The following is a 17,403-nucleotide window of genomic DNA, read 5'->3' as shown; positions in this document are numbered from 1 at the left end:
TCCTTTCAGAGTCTTATTTTATTTCAATAAAACTTGCTAGTTTCTCTAGTAGCAAGCTTTACTGAGACAAAATGACTTTGTCTCAACTCTTAAAAAAGCGGCCAAGGGCCGCTTCCTAAGAAATGACTTCCATCCATTATTTTTCAGGAATTTTTACGCTTCCATCAAGGATTTTAGCTTTAGCATCTTCAACAGCTTTTTTACCTTCTTCTGAAAGGTTTGTTACTGCCAAGTCAACCCCTTTATCCTTCAATGAGTAAACGATCACTTGACCGCCAGGGAATTCACCTTTTTCTGCCTTGTTAGAAATATCTTTTACAGTTGTACCAACTTGTTTCAAAGTAGATACAAGAACAAAGTTTGATTCTTTGCCATCTTTAGAAGTGTATTTACCTTCTGCTTCTTGGTCACGGTCAACACCGATAACCCAAACTTTTTCATTTTCAGGACGGCTTTCGTTAAGTGATTTTGCTTCTGCAAAGACACCTGCACCTGTACCACCAGCTACTTGGTAAACAATATCTGCACCAGCTGCGTATTGTGCGGCTGCAATTGTTTTACCTTTAGCGGCATCACCGAATGAACCAGCATAGTCAACTTGTACTTTGATAGATGGGTCTACTGACGCAACACCAGCCTTGAACCCTGCTTCAAAACGAGAGATAACTTCTGACTCCTGCCCACCTACAAAACCAACTTGTTTTGTCTTAGTTGTTTTAGCTGCAGCTACACCTGCAAGGTAACCTGACTCATTATCAGCAAAAGTTACGCTAGCAACATTCTTTTGGTCTTTAATAACATCATCAATCAAAACATAGTTGATATCAGTGTGCTCTTTTGCTGCTTCTTCAACCGCATTGTGAAGAGCAAAACCAACACCGAAGATTAGGTTGTAACTTCCAGCCGCTTGTTGCAAGTTGTTAGCGTAGTCAGCTTCACTTGTTGATTGGAAGTAAGTAAAACCTTTATCTTTTGAAAGATTGTGTTCTTTACCCCAATCTTGCAAACCTTCCCAAGCTGATTGGTTGAATGATTTGTCATCAACACCACCAGTATCAGTTACGATTGCTGCTTTTGTCTTCACATCAGAAGATGAAGCTGCGTTACGAGAAGAGCGGTTACCACATGCAGCAAGTCCAACTGCTGCCACTGCAACTAGACCAAGGCCTAGCCATTGTTTCTTGTTCATTACTGAACCTCCTAAATAAGATGTGCAACGATGTTGCAAGTATGGATTGGTTGGCCACAAGGACCGTGCCACTCAGAGAGCGACTCAGACTAGTTTAAGTCTGTAAAAGAGTATGGAAGTAATTCCCCGACCGTCATCTCGACCGTCGATTTATCTTTTGCGACTAAGGTCACTTTTAGAGCTTGTTCAAAAAATTCAGCCATCACTTGGCGACAAGCACCGCATGGCGAGATTGGTTTTTCAGTCTGTCCATAGACAATCAATTCTGAAAACTCTCTTTGACCTTCGGAAACTGCTTTAAAAATCGCTGTGCGTTCTCCACAGTTAGTCAAAGGGTAGCTAGCATTCTCGATGTTCACACCTGTATAAATACTACCATCCTTGGCTACTAAAACAGCTCCGATAGGAAAATGAGAATAGGGCACATAGGCTTTCTTGCTGGTTTCAATTGCTAGTTCAATTAACTCAGTAGTCGCCATCAGCCAATTCTCCTTTTAAAATGGCTACCCCAGCTGACGTTCCGATACGGGTCGCCCCAGCTTCAACAAAGGCAAGAGCATCTGCATAAGAACGAGCTCCGCCAGCAGCCTTGACACCCATATCAGGTCCAACTGTTTCACGCATTAATCTAACATCTGCTACCGTCGCACCACCAGTTGAAAAGCCAGTAGATGTTTTAACAAAATCAGCTCCAGCTTTTTGGGCTAATTGGCAAGCCACAACTTTTTCTTGGTCTGTTAGAAGGCAAGCTTCAATAATGACTTTTACTAACTTATCACCACTTGCTTCCACTACTGCTCGAATATCCGACTCAACCAAGGCTAAATCGCCTGATTTGAGAGCCCCAACATTGATCACCATATCAATCTCATCGGCACCATTTTGGATAGCTTCTTTTGTTTCAAAAGCTTTCACAGCTGAAGTTGTTGCTCCCAAAGGGAAACCTACTACTGTGCAGACCTTTACATCTGTGCCTTCAAGTCCTTTTTTAGCATGTTCAACCCAGGTCGGATTAACGCAAACACTGGCAAAATCATACTCTCTAGCTTCAGATAACAAACAATCAATTTGATTTTCTGTTGCATCTTGTTTCAAAAGCGTATGATCGATATATTTATTTAACTTCATATTCGGATTCTCCCTAGTTTTATGAGATGATTTCTATAATTTCTCGTAAACTTTGCACTCCATCATTTATTTTAACATATTTTTGAAAATCTGTAACTAGCTGAGGAGGAATTTTTCCATTTGTGTATACTTTTGCAACAATTTCGCCCTTTTGAACAGAATCTCCAACCTTCTTTTCAAAAACAATTCCAGTTTCATAGTCCAAATCATCAGATTTGACTGCACGGCCAGCACCCAGTCTCATAGCATAAAGCCCAAATTCCATAGCTGGAAGAGCTGAAATGACCCCCGTTTCCTGAGCAGGGATTTCCACCACATGGGCTACATTTACAGGACGATAGAGGTCTTCCAAATCTCCGCCTTGGGCTTGGACCATCTCCTCAAACTTAGCCAGTGCTTGACCATTTTCAAGATGTTGGCGAACTTCTTCAACTGTTTTATTTACATTTGCTAAACCAAGCATAATTTGAGCCAATTCACAAATAAAGTGGGTAATATCCTGACGGCCTTGCCCTTGTAAAATCTCCAGTGCTTCAAGGATTTCCAGACGATTTCCAATTGCTCGTCCCAAGGGCTGGCTCATATCCGTAATGACTGCTACTGTCTTTCGGCCAACTGCCTTACCAAGTTCCACCATGGTTTGAGCCAACTCGCGCGCCTCATCAACCGTCTTCATGAAGGCACCCTCACCGACAGTCACATCTAGCAAAATAGCATCCGCCCCTGCAGCAATTTTCTTGCTCATGACAGAACTGGCAATCAACGGAATCGTGTCAACAGTTGCGGTCACATCACGAAGGGCATAGAGAAGCTTATCCGCTTTGACCAGCTGGTCTGATTGCCCAATGACAGATACACCAATATCCTGCACCTGACGAATAAAATCTTCTTGACTACGCTCGACTTGATAGCCCTTAATGGACTCCAATTTATCAATTGTCCCACCAGTATGGCCGAGACCACGACCACTCATTTTAGCCACAGGCACACCGAAGCTAGCAACAAGGGGAGCTAAAATCAAGGTCACCTTATCACCAACACCACCCGTAGAATGCTTGTCAACCTTAACCCCATCAATAGCGGATAAATCAAACTCTTGACCTGTCTTGACCATCTTCATGGTCAAATTAGATATTTCTTGAGTCGTCATTCCTTTAAAATAAACAGCCATAGCAAAGGCAGACATCTGATAATCAGGGACAGTTCCTGACACATAACCTTCAACTAACCATTCAATTTCACTCGAAGTTAATTCTTGACCGTCTCGTTTTTTTTGGATTAAATCAACTGCTCTCATTCTTTCACACTTCTAAGGATATAGTATCCCTTATCTTTTTTGACGATTTCACAATTACCAAACACATCTTCCATCTTGGACTTGGCACTTGGAGCCCCTTGTTTTTTCTGGATAACGATTGTTAAATCTCCACCAGTTTCCAAGAAATCTTTACTGTTCTCAATGATTTCATGAACCATTTGCTTGCCCGCACGGATAGGAGGGTTGGAAATGACATGGTCAAATTTCCCTTCAACTTGTTCATAGATGTTGGACTGAAAAATCGTCGCTTCTACTTTATTTCGTTCAGCATTTTGTCGCGCCAAATCCAAGGCACGATTGTTGATATCGACCATGGTCGCCTGAATGCCATAAGCCTTAGCCAAGGACAAGCCTAAAGGTCCGTAACCACAGCCTACATCAAGGACAGTTTCTCCTTGGTTGACCTCAAGACACTTGAGCAAAAGTTGACTTCCAAAGTCAATCATTTTCTTGCTAAAAACACCCGCATCCGTCAAAAAGGTCATTTTTTCTCCCAACAAGTCCACTCTCAACTCATGAATGTCGTGAGCAGCGTCAGGATTCTCTGCATAATACATTTTACTCATGAAACTATTTTACCATAATTTGCCTTAAATTGTAAATCGTTTACAAATGGATAATAAAAGGAAAAAGACTGAAGAAAGCTAGTCAAGAGGACCTTTTCTTCAATCTCTTTCAACACTTATAGATGAATGATAAACCATTTAGAACCAGAAATATCACAGTCAGAATAAAACAATAAATTTATCATCTATAATCAGACGCATTTTGATTACGATTGCTTAACCTTCAGATACTTAATTATCAACAAAATTCCCAACAAGATGTTTAGATAAAAGCCCAACTGATAAGTTTTTGTCAGGATTTCCAAACTTGTCCAAAGTCGTATCAAATCTACTAGTGACATGCGGAAGAAATAACCCTCTGTCGCAATCCATAGGACTAAAAAGACATAACTACCAGCAGCAAGCCATTTCGACCACCGTTTTTTTAGGAAGAAAGCAATTAAGAGCGAACAGATAAAGATAGCTGTTACAATAGCATGTTCCATCAAAAAAGTAAAACCGTAATAGATTTCCACAAAGCGTCTACCATTATCCGCATTGGCTCCTTTTAAAAAAGGTAGTGCAAAACTTAAAATAAAACAGAGCTCCAGTATGTAACGTTTTAAGATTTTCATAGTACACCTCCTATAAGTTGTGAACTAAAAAGCCCCCTTTATTAGCTTATAAATCAGCAGAAACTATCTCCTACTTCATCTATAAATTGGTCAACCTCTATCTACCTCTATTATACTATATCAGCTTACTACCATCAAGAAACCGCTTTATTTTTTTGGCTTTTTATGGTAAGATAGACAAAATATCTAGGGGAAAACAAATGACCAACGAATTTTTACATTTTGAAAAGATAAACCGCGAAACTTGGCAATCCTTGCATCGCAAAACAACCCCTCCCTTGACCGAGGAAGAATTAGATTCAATTAAGAGTTTCAATGATCAGATTAGCCTACAAGATGTTACTGATATCTATCTGCCACTGGCAAATCTGATTCAGATTTATAAACGTTCCAAAGAAGACCTTGCCTTTTCAAAAGGCATTTTCCTTCAAAGAGAGGGTAAAACTCAGCCTTTTATTATTGGGGTTTCTGGGAGTGTTGCCGTAGGTAAATCAACCACAAGTCGGCTCTTGCAAATTTTGCTTTCTCGTATCGTTCCTGGAGCAAGTGTTGAACTGGTTACTACGGATGGTTTTTTATACCCAAACAGTGTCTTAATTGAGCAAGATATTCTCAACCGCAAGGGTTTTCCTGAGAGCTACGACATGGAAGCTTTGCTCAATTTCCTAGACCAACTTAAAAATGGGCAGGATGTGGATATACCTGTTTATTCCCATGAAATCTATGATATCGTGCCAGGTCAAAAACAAGGAGTAGAAGCCGCTGATTTTGTCATTGTTGAAGGAATCAATGTCTTTCAAAATCCACAAAACGAACGTCTTTACATCACTGATTTCTTTGACTTTTCAATCTATGTCGATGCCGCAGTCGAGGATATTGAAAGCTGGTATTTGGATCGTTTCTTAAAACTTCTTAGCTTTGCTCAAGATGATCCAGGCAACTATTACTACCGTTTCACTCAACTTCCTCTTAATGAAGTGAAGGATTTTGCCCATCAAGTCTGGACCAGTATCAATCTCACCAATCTACAAAATTATATTGAACCGACCCGAAATCGTGCGGAAGTGATTCTTCACAAAACAAAGAACCATGAAATCGATGAAATTTACTTAAAAAAATAATTTTCCCTTGTCAAAACGTAAGTTTTCAGATATAATGGTATAGTTAGTAAAAATGGAGGTAAGAACATTGGCAAACATTAAATCAGCTATCAAACGCGCTGAATTGAACGTTAAACAAAACGAAAAAAACTCAGCTCAAAAATCAGCTATGCGTACTGCTATCAAAGCTTTTGAAGCAAACCCATCTGAAGAACTTTACCGTGCTGCCAGCTCAGCTATCGATAAAGCAGAAACTAAAGGTTTGATTCACAAAAACAAAGCAAGCCGCGACAAAGCTCGTCTTGCAGCTAAACTTGGTTAATCATTAACTGCATACAAAATGAGCTCCTCGGAGCTTTTTTTGTACACATTTTCCGGAGGTTATTATGAAAATAGCTATCATTGGATATTCTGGATCAGGAAAATCAACTCTGGCAGAAAAACTAGCTAGGCACTACTCTATCCCAAAACTTCATATAGATACTCTCCAATTTCAACCTGGTTGGCAAGACAGTGACCGTGACTGGATGCATAAGGAAATGAAAACTTTTCTAGTCAAAAACAAAAACTGGGTCATTGATGGCAACTACTCTTGGTGTTGCTATGAGGAAAGAATGAAAGAAGCAGATCAAATCATCTTTCTAAATTTCTCTCGATGGAATTGTCTGCTTCGAGCCTTTAAGCGTTATCTTCAATACCGAGGAAAAGTCAGAGAAAGTAGGGCTAAGGGATGCCCCGAGCAATTCAATTGGGAATTTATCCGTTGGATTCTCTGGGATGGACGAACAAAAAATGCTAAGGATAGATACCAATACTTAAACAATACTTACCCAGAAAAGATGCATATTCTGCATTCTCAAGCAGAGATTGATTGTTTTTTGCGATCTTTAAAAAAGTAAACAATATAGTAGCATTTCATTAAAATCAGCATGTACTGATTGACTAAAAAAGAAAGTTTTTCATCCAGAAAGCCTTCCTTTTATTCAACAATTAAAAATAACTCGAGCAATTTATAAATCAAATTTGAGATTCCCCGATAAATGAAGAAAATCTTGTTCATAGTTTCTGAGTTCGTGATACAAAAAAACTGAAGGAAGTATAGTCCTACTTCTTTCAGTTTTTTATTGTCTCAATTTAGAAAAAACTTCTCCAATCTTACCTTCGATAACTAAATCAGCTTGGCTATCTTGAGGAGTGCTGGACTTGTTGATAAGGACAAGATTTGACCCTGAAAAATAATTGATGAGGCTAGCTGCAGGGTAAACAACTAAGGAAGTTCCACCAATGATCAACAAATCTGCTTTCTGAATGGCTTGGGCTGCGCGACTAAATACATCCATATCTAGCGCTTCCTCATAAAGGGTTACGTCAGGTTTGACCACCTGACCACAATCTAAGCAGTGGGGAACTGGACCTTCAAGTGCCAAAAAGGCAGTCAAATCATAAAAGCGATGACAGCCCAAACAATAATTACGATCTGCACTACCATGCAGTTTCAAAACTTTCTGAGATCCTGCCATTTCATGGAGGCTATCGATATTTTGCGTCACAATCGCCTTTAATTTACCTGTTTTTTCCAAATACGCTAGATAATCATGTGCTAAATTCGGCTTGGCATCTGGATAGACTAAATACTTTTTGTAGAAGTCAAAAAAATCCTCTGGATAGCGCTCAAACATAGTGTGTGAAACCAGTTGCTCGGCAGTAAAATGGCGCCCCAACTTCAGACTATAGACACCATCTGAACTACGAAAATCTGGAATATTAGACTCTGTAGAAACCCCTGCACCACCGAAAAAGACAATTTTCTGACTTTGATCAATAATACCTTGTAGTTGTTCAATTTTATCCATTTTGTACTCCTAGGAATTTTCAAGTTAAAAAGTTGAAAGCCTTGATTTCTTGTCAACTAGGCTTCCAACTTTATTTGATTATGATTTAGACATTAAACTGACAAGTATCGGTCCTTTGACACGATTAGGCTTTCTTCAATTTACTTATTCTTACCTATTTCAGGATTGATTCATTGTTGGTGGTTATCATTTTGAGAACAAGAGAAATCATTCTGAATAGAGCCTACCTTTAGTCAGCAATCAATGTTTCCAAACCAACCTTCATCATATCAGTGAAGGTGTTTTGACGTTCTTCTGCAGTTGTATCTTCATCTGGATTAACCAAACTATCTGAAATAGTCATGATAGCAAGGGCGTCAACATGGTATTGGGCTGCTAGATAGTACAGCGCTGCCGCTTCCATTTCCACCGCTTTTACTCCCCACTTACCAAGCTCGATGTTCTTTTCAAAGTAGTTTGAATAAAAGACGTCTGATGACAAAACATTTCCTACGTGAGTAGTCATGCCGAGGTCTTTGGCAATATGGTAGGCCTTATCTAGCAAATCAAAGCTAGCGATTTGTGGAAAATCGTACTGTGGCCAGTCATTGCGGACGATGTTTGAATTGGTTGCAGCTGCTTGTGCCAAGACCAACTCACGAACGTGAACATCTTCGTTCAAAGAACCGGCTGTACCGACACGGATTAATTTTTTCACTCCGTAGTCAACAATCAATTCACGAGCATAGATAGAGATGGATGGCATCCCCATTCCTGTTCCCATGACAGATACACGGTGACCCTTGTAAGTTCCAGTGTAACCAAACATGTTACGAACTTCGTTAAAGCAAACAGCATCTTCAAGGAAATTCTCAGCGATAAATTTCGCACGAAGAGGATCTCCAGGAAGAAGAATTTTATCAGCAATTTCACCCTGCTTAGCAGCAATATGGATAGACATAATATAAGATACCAAACCCGTCAAAAAGCGAAGGGAAAATAGGAGTTAGGCGCAGTGAGCGATGCTCGCTAGACCAACTATCTTTTTCCCCACTGCTTTTAGGGTGGGTTCAATTCCTTTCTTTCTTAATTTTGATGATTTAGAGGAGAGTAAGCCGTATTCAGTTCAGCTAATACGGTTAACTCATCCTTTTTTTTGAATAATTAGAAAAGCTTTCCGCTCGTGTTCAAATCTGAACACATGCTCTACCTTTCTTTATTAAATGATATGGATTATAAATTTAAAATATATTTTGGATTAGAAAAACTAGAGTATTCTTATTAAGTTTCTTTTATCCTTGTCTTTGGGCGTAAGTATTTCTCCCAAGGGATTTGATCCAGCATTTTAGCAAAACCAAATGCCAAGTAAGCAGTCACCAAAAGAAAAGGTATAGCCTCTAATGATTGACCAGTGAAACCTATTACCAATCCAGTTGCAGACAGGGGAGCCTTCAAGGTCACAGCTAAAAAACAAACCGAACCTAATAGCAAGACTGCTGGCTGGTTTCCACTACCTAAAATCATGGTCAAGAGTGCAGCTCCTGCCATCCCCAAGGCAAAAGATGGCGTCAAGGTACCACCATAGGCACCTGCCCAAAGGGTGACTAAAACGACCAAGGCTTTCAAGACAAACAAGAGGATTACCGTCTTGGCATTACTGCCGTTTAAAATCTCCTGAGCCATCATACGCCCATTACCAAGTAGATGAGGCAAATAGCTAGCTAATCCAACAAGGAAAAGGAATGTCACAGGCAGTGTATAGAGTATCCGCTTATCCTTTATTCTCTTTGAAGAAACTTGTTTGTTGAAGCGACTAAAAAGCCAAGCGAGTGGAGGCAGGAAAAGAAGTAATAGAGGAACAAGCCACATATCACCTAGTGGCCAAGTCATGGCTGGAATCTGGTAGAGAGCATGATCTGAAACAACAAAGCCTGCTATAAAGGCTGATACATAGGTAGTCAGACCGACCAAGAAAAATCGTTTGACAGATAAAGCAATTCCTAAGGTTTCAAAAACGAAAAACACACTCGTTAACGGAACCTGATAGACAGCCGCTAAACCCGCACCAGCTCCACAGGCAATGAGAAAGATTTGGTCCTTCACGGAGAGAGAAAAAATGTTGGCAATAGGTCTTGCAAATAAAGCTCCAATCTCCCGTGGCGCAGCTTCCTTACCGATAGGTGCCCCTCCTCCAACTGCAACAATCTGCCAAATTGAATGAACTAGCTGTTTTAAAAAATGAAGTTTGTATTGCGATGTTTCATCCTTCATCTGCGCTTTGATGGAAAAAATCTTTGCTTTTCTTTGCAAGGAATACCAGACCAAGGCAGAACTGACACCCACGATGATTAAACTGAAGCCTATTCGTGATGAGGCAACACCATCTGTCAAGAATCCAGTGTTATGCTCTGTCTGACCAAAAGCAATCCCTTCAACCAGCTCTAAAAGATAATGGAGCAGAATTCCGAATATGCCTGAAACTAGCCCTAGCATGATGACCGCTAGAACTAATTTAAGGTTATATGGGATTTTCTGAAGACTACTCCTCAACTCTTGTACCATGATTATAATTCAGCAAGAATATCTTTCAGCAATCCTTTGAAGTCTCCTTTAACGCGCTCAGTTACTTCCACTACTTCTTCGTGGTTAAGTTCTTCTTGGAAACCAGCAGCGTGGTTAGTGATACATGAAATACCTAGTACTTTCAAGCCAGAGTGGGCTGCCACGATAACTTCAGGAACTGTAGACATCCCAACCGCATCTGCACCAAGAGTCTTATATGCACGGATTTCAGCTGGAGTTTCATAAGTTGGACCTGTCACACCGATATAAACCCCATCATCCAGTTTAATGCCCAATTTGTCTGCTACTTGATGAGCAGTCTCACGGTATTCTGGAGTGTAAGCTTTCGACATATCAGGGAAACGTGGACCAAAGTCATCCAAGTTTTCACCAATCAATGGGTTTTGACCAGTCATATTGATGTGGTCAGTGATAGCCATCAAAGTACCAGGACCAAAGCCAATACCTCCAGCAGCGTTGGTTACAATTACACCTTCGCAGCCCAAGACTTTCATAACACGGACAGGGAAAGTCACAACTTCAAGAGGATTTCCTTCGTAGAAGTGGAAGCGTCCTTGAAGGGCCAAGACTTTACGTCCTGCAAGCTCACCGTATACCAATTTTCCAGCGTGTCCAACAACAGTAGAACGTCCCCAGTTTGGAATTTCAGCGTAGTCTACAACAACTGGATTGTCGATTTCTTCAGCAAGTTCACCGAGTCCTGAACCCAGAATCAAGCCGAACTCCGGCGCTTCAACACCCTTTTCTTTCAAGAAAGCAGCTGTTTCATTGATTTTATTTAAAAATGTCATTAGGTATCTCCTTCTTTATGTTTTAAAAATTGACCAATTTTGTCAAAGGTATTAGCGTTACGAATGGTAATATTGCGATAGAAAGGCATCTTAAGCAAGTGCTTATGATAAGCTGTTTTAGAGTAGCTAGCTTCTGACAATTTACCCCAGAAGATCCCTAATTTCCCAAAATGAAGCACTTCATCGACCAGTTCCAAACTGTTCACTTTCTCGATGGCTTGATCCACATCCAAGTCCTCAGTGTAGAAGAGAACATCCTTTCGTGCCAAATCTTTAGTCCACCAATCTGGCAGATTATTCAGCTCTTCTTCATAATCTTCATGACTCAACAAAGAAAAGCTCTGAATAAATGGATAATGGACTTCAAAGAATACCTCTAACTTTTCAACCAATTGGGCTTTGGGAGCTGTCGAAGTAAAGAAAATGTTCCCACTATTGATGTAAGTTTCAACATTTTCTAATCCCAACCCTGTCAGTTCTAGACGAAGTTGCGCCATGACGACCTTATTTTTCCCACCGACATTAATGCCCCTAACCAGTAAAGCATAGCGCGTCATCTTAGACCAATTTATCTAAGAAACTTTCCCCGATCATAGCAGTTTCCACACCAAAGTTATCCGCAACTGTCGCTGAGATATCTGCAAAATGTCCAACTGGAATGATACCATTTCCCTTAAAGCTAGGGCTGTAAGCTAAAAGTGGAATATATTCACGAGTATGGTCAGTTCCAGCATAGGTTGGGTCATTTCCATGGTCAGCAGTAATCATGAGTAGATCATCTTCTCTCATAGCTGCGATAAGTTCAGGCAAGCGTTCATCAAACTCATGCAAACAATCACGGTAACCGTGAGCATTACGACGGTGGCCGTAAAGGGCATCAAAGTCCACCAAGTTTGTGAATGAGAATCCTTTTTCAAACTCAGCAAGGCCCATTGTCTTCAATAATGTATCAATTCCGTGGCTATTTGACTTGTTGTGGCCCATGTCATGATTGATACCAGCTCCGTTAAAGATATCGTTGATTTTACCAACAGCGTAAGTATCGATACCTGCTTCATTCAATTTATCAAGAACAGTTGGTGCAAATGGAGATACGGCCAAGTCACGACGGTTTGCTGTACGTGTGAAGTTTCCAGGTTTGCCGACATAAGGGCGGGCAATGATACGACCAAGAAGAGCAGGACGCTCAAGGGTGATTGAACGAGCGTATTCACAGATACGGTACAATTCATCCAAAGGGATGATGTCTTCATGAGCAGCAATTTGCAAAACAGGGTCAGCTGAAGTATAGATAATCAACTCTCCAGTTTCCATTTGACGAGGGCCAAAGTCATCTATTACAGCAGTTCCTGAGTAAGGTTTATTGGCTTCACGAATGACCTTGCGTCCTGAAAATTCTTCGATTTTAGTAAGGATTTCCTCTGGGAATCCATTCCAGAAAGTATCGAAAGGCTCCGTAATGTTGAGTCCCATGATTTCCCAGTGTCCAGTCATGGTATCCTTACCTAGAGATACTTCTTCTAATTTTGTTGCATATCCAGTTGGATTGCTTTCTGCCGCTACAGTCTTCAAAGGCGTTTCGCGAGGAATATTTCCTAGACCGATTTTAGCCATGTTTGGGACATTCAAACCAGCTGTTTTTGAAATGTGACCCAATGTGTCAGAAGCTCCATCTGGAACCCCTGCATTGACAAAGTTATTAGCATCTGGTGCAGCACCGATTCCTACAGAATCGAGTACCACCAAGTGAATACGATTAAATTTTGGCATAGTGTGTCTCCTTATTATGTTGATTAGTTTACTTTTGTTGAAGTTAAAATCTGAACCCCGTCTCGTCCAGCAACGATGACCTTATCCACCATTTGGTTGAATAAACCGTGCTCTACGACTCCAACGACATGGTCCAATTCTTGCCCCAAAGCAATCGGATCTTCAATAGCACCTAAATCAAGGTCAATGATGAAATTTTTCATATCCGTCACAAAGCGTTGGCCATCTTTTTCACGAAAACTTGGCTTATAACCAGCTTTTTCAAAACGACGGAAAACCTGTTCTGCTCCATATTGGACAACTTCGACAGGTAGTTTAAAAGCGCCCAGTTTCTCAACCATCTTGCTCTCATCTACCACCCAGATATACTGTTTAGTTGGTGTCGCAACTACTTTTTCCATTAGAAGGGCACCACCGCCTCCTTTAATACCATTAAACTGACGATCCACCTCATCAGCTCCATCAACCGTCACATCAACCTCATCCACCTCATCAATAGACTTAAGCGGTATATTCAATCCTTGTGCCTGATTTGTCGTTACACTAGAAGTCGTTACGGCTGTAATTTGAAGTCCTTCCTCCTTGACTCTACGACCGATTTCTTCTACGAAATAATAAGCAGTCGAGCCTGTTCCAAGTCCTACAACCATTCCATTGGTTACGAACTCAGCAGCCTTGATGCCTGCTATTTTTTTCAGATTTTCCACTTAAACACCTCCAAACAAAAAGCTACTTTTATTATACCATGTAAAGACTTAATATTCATCTGAAAATTGAAACCGATAACCATTCTCGAAGAAATCTTACTAGGATTGGTTTTTTAGCATAAAGGTGGTCAAATAGTTGAGTACAGAAAAGGAGAGATAAGATGACCCCATTAGATTTGTTTAACCAAGTAAGAGAGCTAATCGAAACAAAAGATGTCGAAGCTGCAAAAACATTTGTTGCAGAAAATCAAGAACAGCTTGGAGAATATTTCTCCCAAGCTCGACAGTTGATTTCTGGTTCAGAAGGTCTAGATGGACTCGTTGGAAAGATTAAGGGATTTTTCTAAAAGATATAAAGGCGCCTGAAAGAATCAGGTGCCTTTTTGAGATATTTTTTTCATTATTTTAGGCAGACAACTGCTGATTTCCGTTGGCAAGACCACATAATGTTCCTGAGCTAGTTCTTGGGCTACGGCTGAATGAAGATGGGTTGCTACCACCACACGTTCGTAGAGACTGGCCTGTCGAAATTGGCCTGCAAATCCTGCAATCATTCCAGCCAGAGTATCTCCCATACCACCAGTCGCCTGATAGGGACCGCCAACCTGTAACTGGTAATAATCAGACTGGCCAGCTTGCCAAATACGAGTATCTGGACCTTTCTCCACCAAAATTATTCCTTGAGGAAAGGAAGTTAGGGCACTAGCTGTTGCATCTTCGTTTTGCTTTTCAATAGCAATACCAGACAACTTTTCCCATTCTTTTTGGTGTGGAGTTAAAATAAGCTGGTTAGATGGAAACGACAAACTCGTTCTAGCAAGAATGGTTAAGGCCCCTCCGTCTACAATCAAAATCTGATTCTTTTTTAAGCTAGCAAAGACCTGTTTGACTAGATTTTCTCCAAAAGCATCGTCTCGTAAACCAGGCCCCAGCAAGACAACTTCTGCCTTCTCCAATTGCTCTTTTAACAATTGCTGGTCTTGAAGAGAAAAAGCCATAGCCTCAGGTAAATGGCTGTGCAGAGTTGAGATATTTTCCTTGTCTGTGCCAACGGTCACCAAACCAGCTCCACTTTTAACAGCTGCCAAAGCAGCCATCATGATGGCACCACCATAAGGATAAGTCCCACCCAGCAACAGCAGACGGCCATAGTCTCCTTTATGACTGGTACGAGAACGTTCAATCATGACTTTTTCTAATAATACGTGATCAATCACTTTCATCGTTTTTCCCTCTCTCTTTTATTATACAACAAAAAGGAGGCGCAGACCTCCTTTTGTAATCTTATATCTAAAATTTAATACTCATTTCTGCCATTTTAAATATAACTATATAAAATACACTCTCTTCAGCGAATGTTTCTCTTATTTTCTATCCAATGTCCGAAGGGCTGCCTGATAGGTTTGCTCCATCAACATAGTAATGGTCATAGGACCAACACCTCCAGGGACTGGCGTGATGTGGCTAGCAAGTGGGGCAACTGCCTCATAATCCACATCCCCACAGAGCTTACCATTTTCATCACGATTCATCCCAACATCAATGACTACCGCACCTGGTTTGACAAAGTCAGCAGTCACAAACTTGGCGCGGCCAATTGCGACCACCAGAATATCTGCTTTAGCAGCCACCTTGGCAAGATTATGAGTACGTGAATGGGTCAAGGTCACTGTAGCATTCTTGGCCAAAAGAAGCTGGGCCATAGGTTTTCCAACGATATTGGAACGACCGATAACGACCGCATTTTTACCTTCCAAGTCAATCCCGTATTCATGGAACATTTCCATAATTCCTGCAGGTGTAGAAGGAATCATGACAGGATGACCAGACCAGAGACGCCCCATATTTAGGGGATGGAAACCATCCACATCCTTTTCTGGGTCAATGGCCAACAAAACTGCCTCTTCATCGATATGATTAGGTAATGGTAACTGGACCAAAATCCCATGCCAAGCTGGATCCTGATTGTATTTGGCAATCAGGTCTAACAATTCCTCTTGAGTAATTGTCTCTGGAACTCGCACTACTTCACTACGGAAACCAGCTGCAAGGGCAGAACGTTCCTTATTTCGAACGTAGACTTGGCTAGCAGGGCTGTCCCCAACCAAAATCACTACCAAACCAGGTACTAGACCTGTCTCTTCTTTTAGTTTGGCAGTCTTTTCAGCCAACTGTCCTTGTAACTTAGCTGCTAAAGCCTTCCCATCAATAATCTGTGTCATATCACTTCTCTTTTCTTTCAAATATCTTCCATTATACCAAAAACTGCCAGCATCCTCTAACACTTCTTTTCTAGGCAACCCTATAGTTTCATACTATAAGAAAAAGCTCGGGTCGAGCTTTTCACTAATCTTGTCTTAAAATTTTAAAATAGATTATAAAACCTTACTCAAGAAGTCCTTAGTCCGTTGTTCTTGGGTTTGTTCAAAAATCTGTTCAGGTGTTCCGTCTTCAACAACCACACCGTCTGCCATAAAGATAACACGATCTGCCACCTCACGAGCAAATCCCATCTCATGTGTTACGATAACCATGGTCATCCCTGTCTTGGCTAGGTCTTGCATAACAGTCAACACCTCACCTACCATCTCAGGGTCCAGGGCTGAAGTTGGCTCGTCAAAGAACAAAACATCAGGTTCCATAGCTAAACCACGCGCAATAGCAATCCGCTGTTGCTGGCCACCTGACAAACTCTGTGGATAAGCAGTTGCCTTATCTGGTAAACCAACTTTTTCCAAAAGTTCCTGAGCTCTTTTCTCAGCAACGGCCTTGCTTTCACCTTTGGTCTTGATAGGAGACAAGGTGATATTTTCCATCACAGTCATATTAGGAAAGAGATTAAATTGTTGGAAAACCATGCCCATCTTCTCACGCATGGCAAACAGGTTATTCTTCTTGTCTGTAATATCGACTCCCTCAAAGATAACCCTCCCCTTAGTCGCTTCTTCCAATAAATTCATAGAGCGAAGCAAGGTAGATTTCCAACTCCCTGAAGGACCGATAATAACGACAACTTCTCCTTTTTTAATCTCGAGGTTGATGTCCTTCAATACTTCATTCTTTCCAAAAGATTTATGTAAATTTTCAATTTTCATCAAGGTTTCTGTCATTATTTCTTATCTCCTTGTCCCATACGTTTTTCAAAAGCTTTCAAGGCCACTGTCAAAATAGAGGTCATAATCAAGTAATAAAAGGCTGCAAATAAAAGTGGTGTTAAAGGTAGATAGGTTGTTGTAGAAACTGTTGTAGCCCCATTCCACAACTCCATAACACCGATAGCTGACAAGAGGGAACTATCCTTGATAATAGTGATAAATTCGTTCCCCAATGCTGGCAAAATATTTTTGATAGCTTGTGGCAAAATCACGTAGCGCATCGCATTTTTAGGACGAATTCCTAGAGAATAGGCCGCCTCTAACTGCCCCTTAGGAACCGCATTAATCCCGGCACGAACAGTCTCAGAAACATAAGCACCACTGTTCATTGAGATAATCAAAATCCCTGGAATCAGACGAGAGAGATCAACACCCAAAATCCCAACCTGAATAGTCGGAGCATTGATGTGCATAAGGGCAAAGGCAATCATAATCTGAACCATCATCGGTGTCCCACGGAAAATCCAAACGTACAAGTTGGCGAGCCAAACAAGCGGTTTAAACTTTGATCGTTGTCCAAAAGCCAAGACAACACCCAAAATAGTTCCCAAAAAGACAACACAGATAGAAATGAGAACCGTCACAACAGCCCCATAGTTAAAATAAGGTAAATACTTAGGTAAAAAAGAAAAATTCATAGTCACACTGCT

General features: G+C 40.8%; 21 protein-coding genes. 4 read left to right on the top strand and 17 right to left on the bottom strand.

Going from position 1 to position 17,403, the window contains the following annotated elements:
• Nucleotides 1–136: 136 nt before the first annotated feature.
• The 6 genes from UKS_RS04095 to UKS_RS04070 form a co-directional block, all read right to left on the bottom strand.
• Nucleotides 137–1,189 (bottom strand): BMP family lipoprotein, encoded by a 1,053-nt coding sequence (locus UKS_RS04095; RefSeq protein WP_156011912.1) that lies wholly within the window; start codon nucleotides 1,187–1,189, stop codon nucleotides 137–139.
• A gap of 89 nt (nucleotides 1,190–1,278) precedes the next feature.
• A complete protein-coding gene (locus UKS_RS04090; RefSeq protein WP_156011911.1) occupies nucleotides 1,279–1,668 on the bottom strand; it encodes a cytidine deaminase in 390 nt (129 codons plus the stop codon).
• Nucleotides 1,655–2,317, bottom strand: coding sequence for a deoxyribose-phosphate aldolase (deoC, locus tag UKS_RS04085; RefSeq protein WP_156011910.1), 663 nt, complete (start codon nucleotides 2,315–2,317; stop codon nucleotides 1,655–1,657). The genes UKS_RS04090 and deoC overlap by 14 nt, the downstream gene beginning before the upstream one ends.
• A gap of 19 nt (nucleotides 2,318–2,336) precedes the next feature.
• Complete coding sequence (locus UKS_RS04080) at nucleotides 2,337–3,614, bottom strand: pyrimidine-nucleoside phosphorylase (protein ID WP_156011909.1); 1,278 nt, start codon at nucleotides 3,612–3,614, stop codon at nucleotides 2,337–2,339.
• Complete coding sequence (locus UKS_RS04075) at nucleotides 3,611–4,201, bottom strand: class I SAM-dependent methyltransferase (protein ID WP_156011908.1); 591 nt, start codon at nucleotides 4,199–4,201, stop codon at nucleotides 3,611–3,613. Before UKS_RS04075 ends, UKS_RS04080 begins: the two co-directional genes overlap by 4 nt.
• Nucleotides 4,202–4,407: 206 nt before the next feature.
• The gene (locus UKS_RS04070; RefSeq protein ID WP_156011907.1) at nucleotides 4,408–4,815 is read right to left on the bottom strand and encodes a hypothetical protein; all 408 of its coding nucleotides are present in this window, start codon (nucleotides 4,813–4,815) and stop codon (nucleotides 4,408–4,410) included.
• 200 nt (nucleotides 4,816–5,015) lie between these two features.
• On the opposite strand from UKS_RS04070, the gene coaA reads away from it, so the two are divergent.
• From coaA to UKS_RS04055, 3 genes are all read left to right on the top strand, one after another.
• The gene (coaA, locus tag UKS_RS04065; RefSeq protein ID WP_156011906.1) at nucleotides 5,016–5,936 is read left to right on the top strand and encodes a type I pantothenate kinase; all 921 of its coding nucleotides are present in this window, start codon (nucleotides 5,016–5,018) and stop codon (nucleotides 5,934–5,936) included.
• 52 nt (nucleotides 5,937–5,988) lie between these two features.
• A complete protein-coding gene (gene rpsT / locus UKS_RS04060) occupies nucleotides 5,989–6,237 on the top strand; it encodes a 30S ribosomal protein S20 (RefSeq protein ID WP_029689628.1) in 249 nt (82 codons plus the stop codon).
• Between the two features lie 64 nt (nucleotides 6,238–6,301).
• On the top strand, nucleotides 6,302–6,814 hold the full coding sequence (locus UKS_RS04055; protein WP_156011905.1) for a DNA topology modulation protein: 513 nt from the start codon (nucleotides 6,302–6,304) through the stop codon (nucleotides 6,812–6,814).
• Between the two features lie 222 nt (nucleotides 6,815–7,036).
• Here the strand turns inward: UKS_RS04055 and UKS_RS04050 are convergent, their stop codons facing one another.
• From UKS_RS04050 to rpiA, 7 genes are all read right to left on the bottom strand, one after another.
• A complete protein-coding gene (locus UKS_RS04050) occupies nucleotides 7,037–7,768 on the bottom strand; it encodes an NAD-dependent protein deacylase (protein ID WP_156011904.1) in 732 nt (243 codons plus the stop codon).
• A 229-nt stretch (nucleotides 7,769–7,997) separates the two neighbouring features.
• Nucleotides 7,998–8,708, bottom strand: coding sequence for a purine-nucleoside phosphorylase (gene deoD / locus UKS_RS04045; RefSeq protein ID WP_156011903.1), 711 nt, complete (start codon nucleotides 8,706–8,708; stop codon nucleotides 7,998–8,000).
• Nucleotides 8,709–9,028: 320 nt separating this feature from the next.
• A complete protein-coding gene (locus tag UKS_RS04040) occupies nucleotides 9,029–10,309 on the bottom strand; it encodes a chloride channel protein (RefSeq protein WP_156011902.1) in 1,281 nt (426 codons plus the stop codon).
• A 2-nt stretch (nucleotides 10,310–10,311) separates the two neighbouring features.
• Nucleotides 10,312–11,121, bottom strand: a complete 810-nt coding sequence (locus UKS_RS04035; RefSeq protein ID WP_156011901.1) for a purine-nucleoside phosphorylase — start codon at nucleotides 11,119–11,121, stop codon at nucleotides 10,312–10,314.
• The gene (locus UKS_RS04030) at nucleotides 11,121–11,678 is read right to left on the bottom strand and encodes a DUF1697 domain-containing protein (protein WP_156011900.1); all 558 of its coding nucleotides are present in this window, start codon (nucleotides 11,676–11,678) and stop codon (nucleotides 11,121–11,123) included. The genes UKS_RS04035 and UKS_RS04030 overlap by 1 nt, the downstream gene beginning before the upstream one ends.
• A gap of 1 nt (nucleotide 11,679) precedes the next feature.
• Entirely contained in the window at nucleotides 11,680–12,891 is a 1,212-nt protein-coding gene (locus UKS_RS04025) for a phosphopentomutase (RefSeq protein ID WP_156011899.1), read from the bottom strand.
• 23 nt (nucleotides 12,892–12,914) lie between these two features.
• Nucleotides 12,915–13,598: a ribose-5-phosphate isomerase RpiA gene (rpiA, locus tag UKS_RS04020; RefSeq protein WP_156011898.1), complete on the bottom strand. Its 684-nt coding sequence runs from the start codon at nucleotides 13,596–13,598 to the stop codon at nucleotides 12,915–12,917.
• Nucleotides 13,599–13,759: 161 nt separating this feature from the next.
• Between rpiA and UKS_RS04015 the strand changes: the two genes are divergently transcribed.
• On the top strand, nucleotides 13,760–13,945 hold the full coding sequence (locus UKS_RS04015; RefSeq protein WP_156011897.1) for a hypothetical protein: 186 nt from the start codon (nucleotides 13,760–13,762) through the stop codon (nucleotides 13,943–13,945).
• A 24-nt stretch (nucleotides 13,946–13,969) separates the two neighbouring features.
• Here the strand turns inward: UKS_RS04015 and UKS_RS04010 are convergent, their stop codons facing one another.
• The 4 genes from UKS_RS04010 to UKS_RS03995 form a co-directional block, all read right to left on the bottom strand.
• Nucleotides 13,970–14,821: an NAD(P)H-hydrate dehydratase gene (locus UKS_RS04010; RefSeq protein WP_156011896.1), complete on the bottom strand. Its 852-nt coding sequence runs from the start codon at nucleotides 14,819–14,821 to the stop codon at nucleotides 13,970–13,972.
• Between the two features lie 141 nt (nucleotides 14,822–14,962).
• Nucleotides 14,963–15,820: a bifunctional methylenetetrahydrofolate dehydrogenase/methenyltetrahydrofolate cyclohydrolase gene (locus UKS_RS04005; protein WP_173020458.1), complete on the bottom strand. Its 858-nt coding sequence runs from the start codon at nucleotides 15,818–15,820 to the stop codon at nucleotides 14,963–14,965.
• Nucleotides 15,821–15,973: 153 nt separating this feature from the next.
• Nucleotides 15,974–16,708 carry an amino acid ABC transporter ATP-binding protein gene (locus tag UKS_RS04000; protein WP_156011895.1) on the bottom strand — a complete coding sequence of 245 codons (735 nt, stop codon included), beginning with the start codon at nucleotides 16,706–16,708 and terminating at the stop codon, nucleotides 15,974–15,976.
• The gene (locus UKS_RS03995) at nucleotides 16,708–17,391 is read right to left on the bottom strand and encodes an amino acid ABC transporter permease (protein ID WP_001011642.1); all 684 of its coding nucleotides are present in this window, start codon (nucleotides 17,389–17,391) and stop codon (nucleotides 16,708–16,710) included. Before UKS_RS03995 ends, UKS_RS04000 begins: the two co-directional genes overlap by 1 nt.
• Nucleotides 17,392–17,403 lie beyond the last annotated feature (12 nt).

This window comes from Streptococcus sp. 116-D4 (assembly GCF_009731465.1).
Classification (GTDB): domain Bacteria; phylum Bacillota; class Bacilli; order Lactobacillales; family Streptococcaceae; genus Streptococcus; species Streptococcus pseudopneumoniae_E.
The sequence above is the reverse complement of the archived record's forward strand: the minus strand, read 5'-3'. Positions and strand labels throughout refer to the sequence as shown.

What these genes read in the sequence shown, in the direction of transcription:
- UKS_RS04095 (WP_156011912.1), bottom strand. Translation starts at nt 1,189, where the DNA reads ATGAACAAGAAACAATGGCTAGGCCTTGGTCTAGTTGCAGTGGCAGCA.
- UKS_RS04090 (WP_156011911.1), bottom strand. Translation starts at nt 1,668, where the DNA reads ATGGCGACTACTGAGTTAATTGAACTAGCAATTGAAACCAGCAAGAAA.
- deoC (WP_156011910.1), bottom strand. Translation starts at nt 2,317, where the DNA reads ATGAAGTTAAATAAATATATCGATCATACGCTTTTGAAACAAGATGCA.
- UKS_RS04080 (WP_156011909.1), bottom strand. Translation starts at nt 3,614, where the DNA reads ATGAGAGCAGTTGATTTAATCCAAAAAAAACGAGACGGTCAAGAATTA.
- UKS_RS04075 (WP_156011908.1), bottom strand. Translation starts at nt 4,201, where the DNA reads ATGAGTAAAATGTATTATGCAGAGAATCCTGACGCTGCTCACGACATT.
- UKS_RS04070 (WP_156011907.1), bottom strand. Translation starts at nt 4,815, where the DNA reads ATGAAAATCTTAAAACGTTACATACTGGAGCTCTGTTTTATTTTAAGT.
- coaA (WP_156011906.1), top strand. Translation starts at nt 5,016, where the DNA reads ATGACCAACGAATTTTTACATTTTGAAAAGATAAACCGCGAAACTTGG.
- rpsT (WP_029689628.1), top strand. Translation starts at nt 5,989, where the DNA reads ATGGAGGTAAGAACATTGGCAAACATTAAATCAGCTATCAAACGCGCT.
- UKS_RS04055 (WP_156011905.1), top strand. Translation starts at nt 6,302, where the DNA reads ATGAAAATAGCTATCATTGGATATTCTGGATCAGGAAAATCAACTCTG.
- UKS_RS04050 (WP_156011904.1), bottom strand. Translation starts at nt 7,768, where the DNA reads ATGGATAAAATTGAACAACTACAAGGTATTATTGATCAAAGTCAGAAA.
- deoD (WP_156011903.1), bottom strand. Translation starts at nt 8,708, where the DNA reads ATGTCTATCCATATTGCTGCTAAGCAGGGTGAAATTGCTGATAAAATT.
- UKS_RS04040 (WP_156011902.1), bottom strand. Translation starts at nt 10,309, where the DNA reads ATGGTACAAGAGTTGAGGAGTAGTCTTCAGAAAATCCCATATAACCTT.
- UKS_RS04035 (WP_156011901.1), bottom strand. Translation starts at nt 11,121, where the DNA reads ATGACATTTTTAAATAAAATCAATGAAACAGCTGCTTTCTTGAAAGAA.
- UKS_RS04030 (WP_156011900.1), bottom strand. Translation starts at nt 11,678, where the DNA reads ATGACGCGCTATGCTTTACTGGTTAGGGGCATTAATGTCGGTGGGAAA.
- UKS_RS04025 (WP_156011899.1), bottom strand. Translation starts at nt 12,891, where the DNA reads ATGCCAAAATTTAATCGTATTCACTTGGTGGTACTCGATTCTGTAGGA.
- UKS_RS04015 (WP_156011897.1), top strand. Translation starts at nt 13,760, where the DNA reads ATGACCCCATTAGATTTGTTTAACCAAGTAAGAGAGCTAATCGAAACA.
- UKS_RS04010 (WP_156011896.1), bottom strand. Translation starts at nt 14,821, where the DNA reads ATGAAAGTGATTGATCACGTATTATTAGAAAAAGTCATGATTGAACGT.
- UKS_RS04005 (WP_173020458.1), bottom strand. Translation starts at nt 15,820, where the DNA reads ATGACACAGATTATTGATGGGAAGGCTTTAGCAGCTAAGTTACAAGGA.
- UKS_RS04000 (WP_156011895.1), bottom strand. Translation starts at nt 16,708, where the DNA reads ATGACAGAAACCTTGATGAAAATTGAAAATTTACATAAATCTTTTGGA.
- UKS_RS03995 (WP_001011642.1), bottom strand. Translation starts at nt 17,391, where the DNA reads ATGAATTTTTCTTTTTTACCTAAGTATTTACCTTATTTTAACTATGGG.